This is a genomic window from Celeribacter sp. ULVN23_4 (assembly GCF_054788345.1).
Genome location: NZ_JBTVYO010000005.1, coordinates 185,583 through 198,729 on the forward strand (window position 1 = coordinate 185,583; position 13,147 = coordinate 198,729).

Annotated in this window: 19 protein-coding genes; 7 read left to right on the forward strand and 12 right to left on the reverse strand. The window is 59.1% G+C overall.

Features of this window, described 5'->3' with window-relative positions:
- Positions 1–35 precede the first annotated feature (35 nt).
- Complete coding sequence (gene thrS / locus ACYBHZ_RS12845; protein ID WP_460274685.1) at positions 36–1,982, forward strand: threonine--tRNA ligase; 1,947 nt, start codon at positions 36–38, stop codon at positions 1,980–1,982.
- An 89-nt stretch (positions 1,983–2,071) separates the two neighbouring features.
- Here the strand turns inward: thrS and ACYBHZ_RS12850 are convergent, their stop codons facing one another.
- Both ACYBHZ_RS12850 and ACYBHZ_RS12855 read right to left on the reverse strand, forming a co-directional pair.
- Complete coding sequence (locus ACYBHZ_RS12850; protein ID WP_460274686.1) at positions 2,072–2,440, reverse strand: hypothetical protein; 369 nt, start codon at positions 2,438–2,440, stop codon at positions 2,072–2,074.
- Between the two features lie 51 nt (positions 2,441–2,491).
- Entirely contained in the window at positions 2,492–2,803 is a 312-nt protein-coding gene (locus ACYBHZ_RS12855; RefSeq protein WP_460274687.1) for an arsenate reductase family protein, read from the reverse strand.
- Between the two features lie 243 nt (positions 2,804–3,046).
- On the opposite strand from ACYBHZ_RS12855, the gene ACYBHZ_RS12860 reads away from it, so the two are divergent.
- Both ACYBHZ_RS12860 and ACYBHZ_RS12865 read left to right on the forward strand, forming a co-directional pair.
- Positions 3,047–3,253 (forward strand): cold-shock protein, encoded by a 207-nt coding sequence (locus ACYBHZ_RS12860; protein ID WP_066704420.1) that lies wholly within the window; start codon positions 3,047–3,049, stop codon positions 3,251–3,253.
- Positions 3,254–3,335: 82 nt separating this feature from the next.
- On the forward strand, positions 3,336–3,971 hold the full coding sequence (locus tag ACYBHZ_RS12865; RefSeq protein ID WP_460274688.1) for a GDSL-type esterase/lipase family protein: 636 nt from the start codon (positions 3,336–3,338) through the stop codon (positions 3,969–3,971).
- On the opposite strand, the gene ACYBHZ_RS12870 is transcribed toward ACYBHZ_RS12865, so the two are convergent.
- The 4 genes from ACYBHZ_RS12870 to ACYBHZ_RS12885 form a co-directional block, all read right to left on the reverse strand.
- Positions 3,968–4,300, reverse strand: coding sequence for a hypothetical protein (locus ACYBHZ_RS12870; RefSeq protein WP_460274689.1), 333 nt, complete (start codon positions 4,298–4,300; stop codon positions 3,968–3,970). The genes ACYBHZ_RS12865 and ACYBHZ_RS12870 overlap by 4 nt on opposite strands.
- 70 nt (positions 4,301–4,370) lie before the next feature.
- Positions 4,371–4,562 carry a hypothetical protein gene (locus ACYBHZ_RS12875; RefSeq protein WP_460274690.1) on the reverse strand — a complete coding sequence of 64 codons (192 nt, stop codon included), beginning with the start codon at positions 4,560–4,562 and terminating at the stop codon, positions 4,371–4,373.
- Between the two features lie 108 nt (positions 4,563–4,670).
- Positions 4,671–5,144: a dihydrofolate reductase gene (locus tag ACYBHZ_RS12880; protein ID WP_460274691.1), complete on the reverse strand. Its 474-nt coding sequence runs from the start codon at positions 5,142–5,144 to the stop codon at positions 4,671–4,673.
- Positions 5,145–5,154: 10 nt separating this feature from the next.
- The gene (locus tag ACYBHZ_RS12885) at positions 5,155–5,949 is read right to left on the reverse strand and encodes a thymidylate synthase (protein ID WP_460274692.1); all 795 of its coding nucleotides are present in this window, start codon (positions 5,947–5,949) and stop codon (positions 5,155–5,157) included.
- A gap of 144 nt (positions 5,950–6,093) precedes the next feature.
- Between ACYBHZ_RS12885 and ACYBHZ_RS12890 the strand changes: the two genes are divergently transcribed.
- A complete protein-coding gene (locus tag ACYBHZ_RS12890; protein ID WP_460274693.1) occupies positions 6,094–6,516 on the forward strand; it encodes a VOC family protein in 423 nt (140 codons plus the stop codon).
- 117 nt (positions 6,517–6,633) lie between these two features.
- Here ACYBHZ_RS12890 and ACYBHZ_RS12895 read toward each other — a convergent pair whose 3' ends face one another.
- Both ACYBHZ_RS12895 and ACYBHZ_RS12900 read right to left on the reverse strand, forming a co-directional pair.
- On the reverse strand, positions 6,634–7,131 hold the full coding sequence (locus ACYBHZ_RS12895; protein WP_460274694.1) for a MarR family winged helix-turn-helix transcriptional regulator: 498 nt from the start codon (positions 7,129–7,131) through the stop codon (positions 6,634–6,636).
- Between the two features lie 152 nt (positions 7,132–7,283).
- Entirely contained in the window at positions 7,284–7,562 is a 279-nt protein-coding gene (locus ACYBHZ_RS12900) for a succinate dehydrogenase assembly factor 2 (protein WP_460274695.1), read from the reverse strand.
- A gap of 123 nt (positions 7,563–7,685) precedes the next feature.
- Between ACYBHZ_RS12900 and ACYBHZ_RS12905 the strand changes: the two genes are divergently transcribed.
- Genes ACYBHZ_RS12905 through ACYBHZ_RS12915 form a run of 3 tightly spaced genes read left to right on the forward strand, consistent with a single transcriptional unit; the run spans position 7,686 to position 9,660 of the window.
- Complete coding sequence (locus ACYBHZ_RS12905) at positions 7,686–8,888, forward strand: pyridoxal phosphate-dependent aminotransferase (protein WP_460274696.1); 1,203 nt, start codon at positions 7,686–7,688, stop codon at positions 8,886–8,888.
- Positions 8,885–9,259: a VOC family protein gene (locus ACYBHZ_RS12910; RefSeq protein ID WP_460274697.1), complete on the forward strand. Its 375-nt coding sequence runs from the start codon at positions 8,885–8,887 to the stop codon at positions 9,257–9,259. The genes ACYBHZ_RS12905 and ACYBHZ_RS12910 overlap by 4 nt, the downstream gene beginning before the upstream one ends.
- Positions 9,256–9,660, forward strand: a complete 405-nt coding sequence (locus tag ACYBHZ_RS12915) for a hypothetical protein (RefSeq protein WP_460274698.1) — start codon at positions 9,256–9,258, stop codon at positions 9,658–9,660. The genes ACYBHZ_RS12910 and ACYBHZ_RS12915 overlap by 4 nt, the downstream gene beginning before the upstream one ends.
- Here ACYBHZ_RS12915 and ACYBHZ_RS12920 read toward each other — a convergent pair.
- The 4 genes from ACYBHZ_RS12920 to ACYBHZ_RS12935 form a co-directional block, all read right to left on the reverse strand.
- Entirely contained in the window at positions 9,657–11,018 is a 1,362-nt protein-coding gene (locus ACYBHZ_RS12920; protein ID WP_460274699.1) for an MATE family efflux transporter, read from the reverse strand. The genes ACYBHZ_RS12915 and ACYBHZ_RS12920 overlap by 4 nt on opposite strands.
- Positions 11,019–11,150: 132 nt before the next feature.
- Complete coding sequence (locus ACYBHZ_RS12925) at positions 11,151–11,648, reverse strand: lipocalin family protein (RefSeq protein ID WP_460274700.1); 498 nt, start codon at positions 11,646–11,648, stop codon at positions 11,151–11,153.
- Positions 11,636–11,989, reverse strand: a complete 354-nt coding sequence (locus ACYBHZ_RS12930) for a hypothetical protein (RefSeq protein WP_460274701.1) — start codon at positions 11,987–11,989, stop codon at positions 11,636–11,638. Before ACYBHZ_RS12930 ends, ACYBHZ_RS12925 begins: the two co-directional genes overlap by 13 nt.
- Before the next feature lie 10 nt (positions 11,990–11,999).
- Positions 12,000–13,040, reverse strand: coding sequence for an aldo/keto reductase (locus ACYBHZ_RS12935; protein ID WP_460274702.1), 1,041 nt, complete (start codon positions 13,038–13,040; stop codon positions 12,000–12,002).
- Positions 13,041–13,147: the final 107 nt, after the last annotated feature.

Below are 13,147 nucleotides of genomic sequence, written 5' to 3' on the forward strand. Positions count from 1 at the left end.
CTTGGTAGGCGCCAAACCGACGAGGAGAGCCGAACATGGCACCGATTTCTCTCACATTCCCCGATGGCAATTCGCGCGAGTTTGAAGCTGGCGTGACCGCTGCCGATGTGGCCGCAAGCATTTCCAACAGCCTTGCAAAGAAAGCGATCTCCGCGTCCGTCAACGATCAGCACTGGGATCTCCAATGGCCGATCACTGAGGATGCAAAGATCGCCATTCACACCATGCAGGACGACGCCCCCGCGCTCGAACTGATCCGTCACGATCTCGCGCATATCATGGCGCGTGCGGTGCAGGAGCTTTGGCCCGATGTCAAAGTGACCATCGGTCCGGTGCGCGACAACGGTTGGTTCTATGACTTCGACCGCGAAGAGCCCTTCACCCCCGAAGACCTCGGCGCGATTGAAGCGAAGATGAAGGACATCATAAACGCCCGCGAGCCGGTGAAGACCGAAATCTGGGGCCGCGATGAGGCGATTGACTACTACAACGCCCGCAATGAGCCGTTCAAAGTCGAGCTGGTGAACCGCATTCCCGAAGGCGAAGATCTTCGGATGTATTGGCATGGCGACTGGCAGGATCTCTGCCGCGGTCCGCACCTCCAGCACACCGGACAGGTTCCGGCGGATGCATTCAAACTGACTCATGTCGCGGGCGCCTATTGGCTTGGCGACAGCTCCCGTCCGATGCTTCAACGCATCTACGGCGTGGCCTTCAAGAACCGTAAGGACTTGAAAGCATGGGAAATCATGATGGAAGAGGCTGCCAAGCGCGATCACCGCAAGCTGGGCAAGGAAATGGACCTCTACCACATGCAGGAAGAGGCTCCGGGTCAGGTGTTCTGGCACCCGAACGGCTGGAAAATCTACACCACGCTGCAAGATTACATGCGCCGCCAGCAGGAGCTGGACGGCTATGTCGAGGTGAACACGCCGCAGGTTGTGAACCGCAAGCTCTGGGAAGCTTCCGGCCACTGGGACAACTATCAGGAAAACATGTTCATCGTCGAAGTGGACGAGGAACATGCGCGCGAGAAAACCATCAACGCGCTCAAGCCGATGAACTGCCCGTGCCACGTTCAGGTGTTCAACCAAGGCTTGAAATCCTACCGCGATCTGCCGCTGCGCATCGCGGAGTTCGGCTCGTGCAACCGCTATGAACCGTCGGGCGCGCTGCACGGGATCATGCGCGTGCGCGGCTTTACCCAAGACGATGCGCATATCTTCTGTGAAGAAAAAGACATCGAGGCGGAAACCAAGAAATTCATCGAATTCCTTGCGAAAATCTACTCCGATCTCGGGTTCGACCAGTGGGAGATCAAGCTTTCCACCCGTCCCGAAAAGCGCATCGGCTCGGAAGAAAGCTGGGATCACGCCGAGGAATCTCTTGGCAACGCCTGTAAGGCCGCCGGTTATGATTTCGAAATTCAGGAAGGCGAAGGCGCGTTCTACGGGCCGAAACTTGAGTTCGTTCTGACCGATGCCATCGGCCGTGAATGGCAATGTGGTACGCTTCAGGTGGACCCGAACCTGCCGGAACGTCTCGACGCGAATTACATCGGTCAGGACGGCAACAAACACCGCCCGATCATGTTGCACCGCGCCGTGCTCGGCTCCTTCGAGCGTTTCATCGGTATCCTGATCGAGAACTCGGCGGGGCACCTGCCCTATTGGCTCGCTCCGCGTCAGGTCGTCGTGGCCTCCATCGTGTCCGAGGCCGATGATTACGTGCTTGAAGTGGTCAATGCGTTGAAAGCCGCAGGCGTGCGCGCCGAGGCCGATATTCGCAACGAGAAGATCAACTACAAGGTCCGCGAACACAGCCTTGGCAAAGTGCCGGTGATCCTCGCCGTCGGTGCGCGTGAGGTCGAAGAAAAGACCGTGACCGTGCGCCGTCTCGGCCAGAAACAGACAGCTGTCAAAGCGCTGGACGAGGTTGTGGCGGAACTCAAGGCAGAAGCCTGCCCGCCGGACCTCAAATAACGGCACCGTCAGAAGACACAAAAAAAGGCCCCGGTTTCGGGGCCTTTTCTTTATCCTGCGCTCAGCTCTTAATCCGACGCTCAGCGCGATCAGAAATGTTCTTTCGGCTCATCCGGCTTGCCGGCTGCAAGTGCCAGAAGACCGCCCAGCACACAGAAGCCCAGCGGGAACATGGTGAACACGTTGAAGCCGAACCCGTTGTACATCAACGCAGCCGCCACCAGCATCAAAATGCCGCCCCAGAGCGCCCGAACCCGCGCCATCGCGCCGCCGGCAATCGCGAGGATCGGAGCGAAAAAGCTCGTCATGCGAATCAAATCGACGTTTGAGACCTGCTCGAACATCCCCTCGACCTCGCCCCAGTTCTCGATCGCTTCGGTGTAGCCGTAGCTGAAAAAGCCGACGAACATGGCGAGCACGCCGCCCAAAATACCAAGTACAAGCGCTGCGTTGCGCATCTGCCTCTCCTTAACTGCCTGCCGTTCTACATAAGCCTTTGCCTATGTGGATTAAAGAAGCGCCTCTTGCACGTCTTTGCCCCAGCCGAGATAGAGCGTACCGTCGCGCTCAATGACCGGACGTTTCATCAAGGTCGGGTGATCCATGAGCAAATCAAGCGGGTCGCGGGCGCGGTCTTCCTCTGACAAACCGCGCCATGTGGTTGAGCGGGTGTTGAGCAATTTCTCTCCGAACGCGGCATGGAATCGCTCCAAATCAGACCGCGAAAGCGGCTCTGCACGGATATCTGTTAACGCGACATCCAGCGCTTTGACCGCTTTTCGGCAGGTGTCACAGGTCTTAATCCCGTAAATTTGCGTCATTTCGCTCTCCTCAATGGCCCATTTTGTGGCGCTTTGGCGGCTTTTCGGGCAAATTCGCCAGTTAGCCCCGACTGTTACGATTTTGTCGCTTGCCTTTATACGCACTTTCTTCACACTCGAAAGCGTGACTGCTGACTTTCGAACGACCGCTCCTTTTCTATGGGGCAGCAGGAAGACTTGGAAGACCTGGCTGCACCGGCCCGTCGCACGTTGCGGCGGATGAAACTAAAGGAGAGACGGGATATGCCCACCGGCACCGTAAAATGGTTCAACACCACCAAAGGCTACGGCTTTATTGCCCCCGATGATGGCGGCAAGGACGTTTTTGTCCACATTTCCGCGGTTGAGCGCGCCGGGATGACCGGCCTCGCGGACAACATGAAGATCGGCTATGAGCTGCGCGAAGGCCGTGACGGCCGCGCCTCGGCCACCGAGCTTCAGGCTCTCTGAGCCACAGAACAGCCGAGACAGACTGAAACGTCAGCGGTTCCGCGCACAAAGTGCGGGACCGTTTTCCTATGCGGAGACCTAAATGCCCACCATCCTCACCTTTGGCGACAGCAACACGCATGGCACTCAGCCGATGCGCACCCGGCCCACCGATCTCCCACGCCTCACCCGGCGCTGGCCTGTCATCATGGCCGAGGCACTGGGCTGGGATCTTGTCGAAGAGGGCCTGCCGGGGCGTACCTTTGCCTTTCCCGACCCGGAAATGGGTCCGCATATGGACGGGCGTCTGGGACTGTTCATCGCTCTGGAAAGCCATGGCCCGATTGACGCGATGACCATCATGCTGGGCACCAATGATCTCAAAACGCATTTCGACGCCGCGCCCGAAGACATCGCCGAAGCCTGCGCCTTTCATCTCGATGTCGCGCTGTCCGAGGAGATGCAGACCCGTCACGGCGGCTTTGAGCCGATCCTGATCCTGCCACCCCGCCCCCATGCAGCGGGCTGTCTCGCGGAAACCTATATCGGCGCGGCGGAAAAGGCCGAGGCTGTTCAGGCCGCCATGCGGTCAGAGGCCGAAAAGCGCGACGTGGCTGTGTTCGATGCGAACGACGTGATTTCCGTGTCCGATCTCGACGGTGTGCATTTCGATGCAGCCGCGCATGAGACGCTCGGACGTGCAATTGCCGCCTTCATCCTGTCCGAAATCGAAAGTTAACCCGCATTTTCTGAGGCTTCGATCTCCGCCACGGGAGCTGGCGCAACCGGCTCCCAATACTCCCCCATGGCAAGAATACAGGCTCGCCCTTCGGCATAGCTTTGCACAAGCGTCCAGTCGCCGTTTTCAGGGTTGGTCCAGATTTCCATGACAGCTTCCGGCCCGCGCAGCCCCGCGCCCGATTTCACCACGCCGAATTGACGCGTGAGCTTCGCGTGGATTTCATCCTGCGCTCCGCACAGGATTTCACCGATCAGGTTTTGCGCTTGGGCACCAGCCCCGAGGCCGATCACGGCGGCGGAGAGCAGCCCTGTCCTCCATGTGTTCATGCATAAAATGTAACACAAAAATGACAGCCTGCGGCAAGAAATGCGCGCAGTTGCTCAGGCGGCGCTCAGATCAAGAGGCGCTCGGGCGACCGCAGGCGACTCCATCCAGCTCAACAATCGGCTGCAATCCCGCCGGGCAATAGTTTTCAGTCGTCCCGGAGTAGACGAAGGTCTGGACAGAGGGGGTGTAAGGCTGTGTGCCTTGCGCGAGTACAGGCGCGGCGACAAGCATGGCGATGGCGGACAACACGGACAGTTTCATACGCAGGTCTCCCAGAAGGGTGGCGAACACGTTCGAAAGCCTAGCCCCTTATCGGTGTCAGCGGCAAGTTCTGCCTGACGAACCCGCGAAACGTGCGGAGCAAATCGCTTACCTCACCCACTCCACAACTTCGCAGCGCGGTTCCTCGTCGCGCAGCACAATGCGGGACAGTTCGCGCCATTCGCTCGGGTCGAACTCAGGGAACCATGTGTCGGCGCCTTCGACCTCTGTGTCCACCTCCGTGATCACCAGACGGTCGGCCAGAGGCAACATGGCTTTGTAAATCCCGAAACCACCCATCGCGTAAATCCGCGCGCGCCCTTCGGCGCGGGCGAAAGCAATGGCCTCTTCCACCGTCGCAAAAACATGCTCGTGATCGACGCCCTGACTGGAGACGACGAGATTGAGACGATTTTTCAAAGGCTTGAACGGCAGACTATTCCAGGTGTGCCGGCCCATGATGACCGCGCCACCCATGGTCTCGCGCATGAAGAACCGCATGTCTTCCGGCGCATCCCATGGGATGGTGTTGTCCTTGCCAATGGCCCCGTTGCGGTCACGGGCGGAGATAAGCGTAATCATAAGCCTGCCCTCAAACCGCCACCGGCGCTTTGATCGCCGGATCGGGATCGTAATCAAGAATCTCGATATCCTCGAATTTGAAGGCAAAGAGGTCTTTCACATCCGGGTTGAGCCGCAGCTTCGGCAGGGCTTTCGGCGTGCGCGAAAGTTGCAGTTCCACCTGCTCCATGTGGTTCGAATAGATATGCGCGTCCCCGATGGAATGCACGAAACTGCCCGGCTCATAACCCGTCACCTGCGCCAGCATTTGCAGCAGCAGCGCATAAGACGCGATGTTGAACGGCACACCGAGGAACATGTCGGCGGAGCGTTGGTAAAGCTGGAGATGCAGCTTGCCGCCGAGGATTTTCACCTGCCACAACGTGTGGCACGGCGGCAGCGCCATATTGTCCACTTCCGCCGGGTTCCATGCGGACACGATGAGGCGGCGGGAATCGGGGCTTTTGCGGATCGCTGCCAGAAGATTTTCGATCTGGTCGATGCCGCCGCGCTCGCCCCCCGGCCATTTGCGCCATTGCGCGCCGTAAACCGGCCCGAGATCGCCGTTCTCATCCGCCCATTCGTCCCAGATCGAGACGCCGTTCTCTTTCAGATAGCGAATGTTGGTATCGCCTGAGAGGAACCACAAAAGCTCATGAATGATGGAGCGCAGGTGCAGTTTCTTGGTCGTGACCAAGGGAAAGCCGTCGGCCAGATCATAGCGCGCCTGCAAGCCAAAATAGGATCGCGTGCCGGTGCCGGTGCGGTCGGTGGTGTCGACCCCATGGGCCAGAATAGTTTTGAGCTGGTCGTGGTATTGCTGCACGGCGCGTCCCCCAAGATGTTGTGGGTTTTGGGAGTCCAGTCATACAAACGCAAAGGGGGTTCGCCAAGTCGGAAGAGCGCAAAAACATGGAATTCACTGAGCGAAAGGCTAGAGTTCAGACAAACACAGACAGGAGAACGCCGCATGCGCTATTTGCACACTATGGTCCGGGTCAAGGATTTGGAAAAATCCATGGCCTTTTTCGAACTTCTCGGCCTGAAGGAAATTCGCCGCATGGACAGCGAGGCGGGTCGCTTTTCGCTGATCTTCATGGCCCCCGAGGGCCAGCCCGAATGTCCGGTCGAGCTGACCTACAACTGGGATGGCGACGAAGGCCTGCCCTCAGATAGCCGCCATTTCGGCCATCTGGCCTATGAGGTCGAAGACATCTACGCGCTCTGCCAAACACTGATGGACGCGGGTGTGGTGATCAACCGCCCACCCCGCGATGGGCATATGGCCTTTGTGCGCTCGCCCGACAATATCTCGATCGAATTGCTGCAAAAAGGCGAACGCCTTGCCCCGGCCGAGCCTTGGGCCTCGATGGAAAACACCGGGCATTGGTAAATCGCTCGGCGCTTTTTCGCGCCGTCTCCCATGCGACCTGATACAAGACGCCTTCCCAAAACACGGAAGGCGTCTTTTCATGCAGAGCGGATCAGCAACGCCCCCCCTGCGGCACCCTCAATAGATATAGCGAATCTGATCCGCCCAGTACCGCTCGACCCGGCGCAGAGACATGTTGATGTCTTCGATCCCTTCCGAGGAGATCACGCCCCTGCCCTGCAACCCCTCCGCATGGCGGGCAAACAGGTCCGCCACGGTTTTGCGCACATGGTTGCCCTTGTCCGTGAGTTTCACCCGCACCGAACGACGATCAATCTCGCAGCGCTGATGGTGCATATAACCCATCTCGACCAGTTTCTTGAGATTGTAGGAGACGTTCGAGCCCTGGTAATAGCCACGGGATTTGAGTTCGCCCGCCGTCACCTCATTCTCGCCGACATTGAACAGGAGAAGCGCCTGCACCGCATTGATTTCGAGGATACCGACCCGCTCGAACTCATCCTTGATCACATCAAGCAAAAGACGATGCAGGCGTTCGACGAGCGAAAGAGCCTCCAGATATTGCGACATGAAGGGGGGGTCGGTCGGTTTTACAAAGGTCGAATGCATGCTCATCTGTCACTCCGCCATAGGCTTGTCGACGTGCAGATTGGCCTCAATTCCCCAAAATATCGTTAAACCGCGACATTTCCCCGAAAGCGGCCAACCGCGTCGCCCGCGGTGTGTCGCCTCTTTGGCCAATGAGAGCCCGCAACAACGTAGATGGGTTAGCCTTTGACGGCCCAAGTGGACTGATCCGCGTCGGCGATCAGTTTGGCCAACATCGGCTTGAGATGATCCGGCGTCGGTTTCAGGCCGGTCGTGTAGGCCAGAAGATCCTGATCATGTTCGTCCATCAGCTGCTCAAATTCATCGAGATCGGCCTCCGTCATCGTGGCCAGATGCGCGTCGGCATAGCCTCCGATCAGAAGGTCCATTTCTTTGATGCCTCGGCGCCAGGCCCGGATTTTCAGACGTTTGCGGCGAATGTCGATGGTCTCAGTCATGGTGCTCTCCCGTGATCGCAGGCTTTTTGCACGCAATGGCGCATTATCGCAAGGGGACGTCTTGGCGGCGGACGGTTTTTGACGTTATCACTACGGCGACCTTATGCAAATGGACTCAAGACCATGCCTTTCCTCTCTGAAACGCTCTCCCGTGTAAAACCTTCGCCGACCATCGCCGTGACCAACAAGGCGCGCGAGCTTAAGGCTGCGGGCAAGGATGTGATCGGTCTCGGGGCCGGTGAACCGGATTTCGACACGCCGGAGAACATCAAGGCGGCGGGCATCCGCGCCATCGAGGAAGGCAAAACCAAATACACCGCCGTAGACGGGTTGCCGGAGCTGAAAGACGCGATCTGCGCCAAGTTCAAACGCGACAACAATCTCGACTACACGCCCGCGCAGGTCTCCGTGTCCGGCGGCGGCAAACAGGTGCTCTATAACGCGCTTGTGGCGACGTTGAACGAGGGCGATGAGGTGATCATCCCGGCCCCCTACTGGGTGTCCTACCCGGATATGGTTCTGCTCGCAGGCGGCACACCCGTCGCCATCGAAGGCAAGCTGGAGAATGATTTCAAAATCACCGCCGAGCAGCTTGAAGCCGCGATCACGCCGAAAACGAAATGGTTCATCTTCAACTCGCCGTCCAACCCCACCGGGGCAGGCTATTCCAAGGAAGAGTTGAAAGAACTGACCGACGTGCTGATGAAACATCCGCATGTCTGGGTGATGTCTGACGACATGTACGAGCACCTCGCCTTTGACGGGTTCGAATTCTGCACCCCCGCCGAGATCGAGCCGGGTCTCTACGAGCGTACCCTGACGGTGAACGGCGTTTCCAAAGCCTATGCGATGACCGGCTGGCGGATCGGCTATGCGGCAGGTCCGGTGGAGCTGATCGCTGCGATGCGCAAAGTGCAGTCGCAATCGACCTCGAACCCCTGTTCGATCTCGCAATATGCCGCTGTCGAAGCTCTGAACGGCCCGCAAGATTTCATCGCCTCCAACAACGCGGCCTTCGTGCGTCGCCGCAATTTGGTGGTGGAAATGCTGAACGCCGCAGAGGGCATCCATTGCCCGACCCCGGAAGGCGCGTTCTACGTCTACCCGGATATCGCTGGCTGCCTCGGCAAAACTTCTGCCGGCGGCGCGAAGATCGAGAATGACGAAGACTTTGCCTCTGCCCTTCTGGAAGAGAACGGCGTGGCCGTCGTCTTCGGCGCAGCCTTTGGCCTGTCCCCGAACTTCCGCGTGTCCTACGCGACATCGGACGAGGCTCTCAAAGAGGCCTGCACCCGCATTCAGACCTTCTGCAAAGGGCTCAAATGACCGAGGTGATCACAGCCAATCTGCCCGCATCCGACTTCGACAAGACCGAGGCGTTTTACACCCGCCTCGGCTTCGAGACGCGTTTCAGGAATGAAGGCTGGATGATCATGGGCTTTGGCGACACGCAGGTGGAGTTTTTCCCGCACCCGGAGGTGGATTCGAAAGCGAGCTGGTTCTCGGCCTGCCTGCGGTCGGATGACATCGAGGCGCTGCACACGCAGTTTTCCAAGGTTGGACTGCCGACGGATCGCCAAGCCACACCCCGCCTGACCGGGATTTTCAAACTCGACAACGCCCCGCGCATGTTCGCCCTCGTCGATGAGGACGGGTCGCTCTGGCGGGTGCTGGATGAAACGGACCTGCCCACATGAGCGTCGATCTCCCCGAATATTACTTCCGTGTCCGCGACAATGGCGCTTTCGTCTTTCGTGTGGACACGGAGAACCGGCAACGCCGGATCGAGATGGAGCAGATTGCAGTCGTCAACGTCAAGAATGGCGAGATCAAACCCCATGGTGGACGTGATCTCACCGCCGAAGACCAGCAGGTGATCGAAAACTGGATGGCAGAGCGTATCGCTCTGCTCGCCCAGCGGGATATCGACGACATTCACCGCACCGTGGATCACCTGAACCAGACGGCCCATTGGGCGCAGACCCGCGCCACCGATGCGCAGCTTGAGAACGTAACAGACGCGCTTTTGCTGGCGATGCACGACCTGCGTACGGTTCTGGTGCGCAAAAAAGCCGACCGGATGATGAAGAAGGATTAAGCCGCGCGCTCTGCGATGCGGGACTTAAACTTCCAGAACCGGATGCTCATCGTCACCCAAGCGGCTGTGAGCCCGAAGACAAAGCCCATCCAGATCCCTGTCGCGCCCCAATCCAGCACGAAGCCAAAGATATACGCGGCAGGCAGACCCAAAATCCAATAGCTGAACGAGGCGAGCCACATCGGCACCGCCGTGTCATGCAGACCACGCAGCAGCGACAGGGCGACGACCTGCCCCCCGTCGGAGAACTGTTGCGCCGCTGCGATGAGGATCAGAGTGCCCCCGATGGCAAGCACTTGATCGCGGGCGGGTTCGTTCGGGGCGATGAACAGCCCGATCAGGAAATCCGGGACGAGCACGAAGATCAGCGAAGCGATGCCCGCCATGATCAGCGACATTACGACGACCACCAAAGCCCCCTTGCGCAGATCGGCCTCATCACCGCGCCCCAAGGCGTTGCCCGCGCGAATGGTCCCCGCCTGCGACAGGCCGATCTGGGCCATGAAAACAATGGCCGTGAGCTGTAGCACGATGCCGTGGGCGGCGAGCGTCGCGGTGCCGATCCAGCCCATCATGAGCGCGGCGGCATTGAACAGACCAACCTCGGCGAGCGAGGTCAAACCGATCGGCACGCCCATTTTGAACACCGTGGCAAACATCGCCCAATCCGGGTTGAACGGGTTGCGAAAGAGATCGTTTTCCGGCGTCGCCTTGGCGGCATAAAGCGCCAGCACGATAAGCATACAGATGTTGACGATCAGCGAGGCGATGGCGGACCCCAGAACGCCCAATTCCGGCACGCCGAAATTGCCGAAGATAAGCAGGTAGTTCAGCCCGGCGTTGAGCAGAACGGCCCCGATCACGGCGAACAACACAACGCGGGTGCGCTCAAGGGCGGAGAAATAGCTCCTAAACACCGCAACGATCAGCGCCGGGAACATCTCGATCCCTGCGACCGCAAGATAGGGCCGCGCCTGAGCGGCGATGTGGGGCTGTTGTCCGAGCAGGACAAGAATGTCGTCGGAGAAACCGAAGATCGGATAGATCACCGCCGCAGACAGAACCGAGAGCCAGATCGCCATCCGCGTGGCCCGGCGCACCGTGGTGCTGTCGCCCCGTCCCGCCGCCGTTGCGACCAACGGCATGACGGCAAAGGCAAAACCCGCCAGCAAGATGAACAGGATGAACCAGAATCCCGAGGCCAGCACGAGCGCGGCCAGCTCATCAAGCCCATACCAGCCCATCATGATCACATCGGTCATGTGCACCGCAAACTGTGCAAGCTGACTGCCCGCCAAAGGCAGGCCCAGCGCGAGGATCTTTTTCGCGTGTTCGAAATATGTGCGTTCCATATGCATGTCACGGCCTATAGGCGGGATTTTCCGGACCGCCTAGTCAAAAATTCTTCTGCTCTGCATCACGCAACGTGAAGATGCGCAAACCCGCTCATTGGACGTCGCATGGAGTTAACACCTCCGCACAGAGTGAACTTAGCGCCTCCGCGCTGGGCGCAAACGGCTGATGTCATAACCGTTCCATTCGAGAATACCCTCGACAGCCTGCTTCCGGTCCGCAGGCAAGATCATATCGCGGGACAGCACATGCGCCTGACCGGAGGGGTATCCGATCACCGCCGTGTGGTATTCTGCATCGACCCAGAGCACCCAGAATTCATCGCTCGCAAAGGCATAGCGCCCCGGCCCCACCTTGCGCGCCAGCCCCCGGCGTGGCGCTCCGTCGGCACAGGGGCCTTCCGTCACCGTAAGATCGCCGTTCTTTTGCACCGTAAAGGTCACCGCCCCGATCACACAGGACGCGCCTTCCGGCACGAAGGCTGCAACCTCATACCAGCGCCCGGAGAACTTCAACGCATCCAGCGCGACGATGGAGGACATGTTCGCCTCCGGATCGCGCAGCCCGCTCGTCTCCGTCGGCGCAAGGCAGCCGGAAAGCAAAGCCAGAGAAAGCGCCGCGATCAATCCACGCACAGGCTCACCTGCCGCCCTTCGGCGTCCAGAAGATCGTTACAGCCAAACAGCGGCGTCACCGGGGTACAGGTACGCGAGCGCGCGAGGCAGGTGTTGCTCGAACAATCCGTCGATTTCGAACAGGACTTATCCGCGTCCTTCGGGGTCGTGAAACAGACCATCCCCCCGATGAGGCCAGCGGTGCGATAATCGCCGCCGCGAGCCTCACAGGCCGATTTCTCGGTCTCCGTCGCCTTCGGATTATAGCCCGCAAGTCCATAGCCCGGACTTTCTTCGGGCGCCTCCGCCTGACAGGCCGTCAGGCTTAAAACGGTGAGCGCCATCGCGACTGTTTTGCGCATTGGGGTGTCCTCAGTAGGGCAGCGGGTGTGCCTTGTGGAGCGCTTCGATCTCTTTGAGCAGGTCCGCATTCAGCGCAAGATGCTCTGCATCTAGAGATTTCTCAAGCTGTTCAACCGAGGTTGCCCCGATGATCGGCATCGTATCGAAGGGCCGCGTCAGGGTCCAAGCCACCGCCATCGTGGTCGGATCGAGACCGTGTTTTTTCGCCAGTTCGACATAGGCGCGTTCTGCCGGCCAGGTCCGTTCGGCCACACGCCCGCCAAGGTCGCCGTTGAGATCAAGGCGCGAGCCTTTCGGCACAACCGTGCCGCCCTCGTATTTCCCGGTCAGAAGCCCCGCAGCCAGCGGCGAATAGGCCAACAGAGAAATGTCCTCATGCACCGCGAGCTCACCAAGATCGGTGTCGTAGAGACGGCACATCAGGGAGTATTCGTTCTGGATCGACTGCATCCGCGGCGCGCCCATCTCATTCGCCAGTCGCAGCCATTCGGACATGCCCCAGGCACTTTCATTGGACGTGCCAAATTCGCGGACTTTGCCCTTCTTCTGCAGCTCGCCCATGACCTCAAGCACGCCACGCATATTGTCTTCGATCTCGGTCTTGGACGGCTGTTTCGACGGATCGAATTTCCAGTTCTGGCGGAAATGGTAAGACCCACGGTTCGGCCAGTGGAATTGATAGAGGTCGATATAATCGGTTTTCAGGCGCTTGAGGCTCGCGTCGAGGCGCGCTTCGAGGTTGGAGGCAAGGATGCCTTCTTCGTTGATATTGCCCGGACCCGCTATTTTCGACGCGATCACCCAGTTCTCACGCCCGCCGCGTGCCGCGAAATACTGGCCGATGATCTCTTCGGTATCGCCCGCGGTCTCTTTGCGTACCGGATTCACCGGGTACATTTCCGCGGTGTCGATGAAATTGACCCCGACCTCCTGAGCTCGATCGATCTGGGCATGGCCCTCGGCCTCGGTGTTCTGGCTGCCCCAAGTCATAGAGCCGAGACAAATCTCGGAAACAAGAAGATCGCTACGGCCAATTTTGCGCATTTTCATAAGGTCAGTCCTGTGAGCGTTTGTGTCAGTGCGTTTGCATCAGTGCGATTTTGCGGCTCACAGTAGCCTTGCTGCACGGCAGGACAACCCGCCTCCGGCAGGTTTTT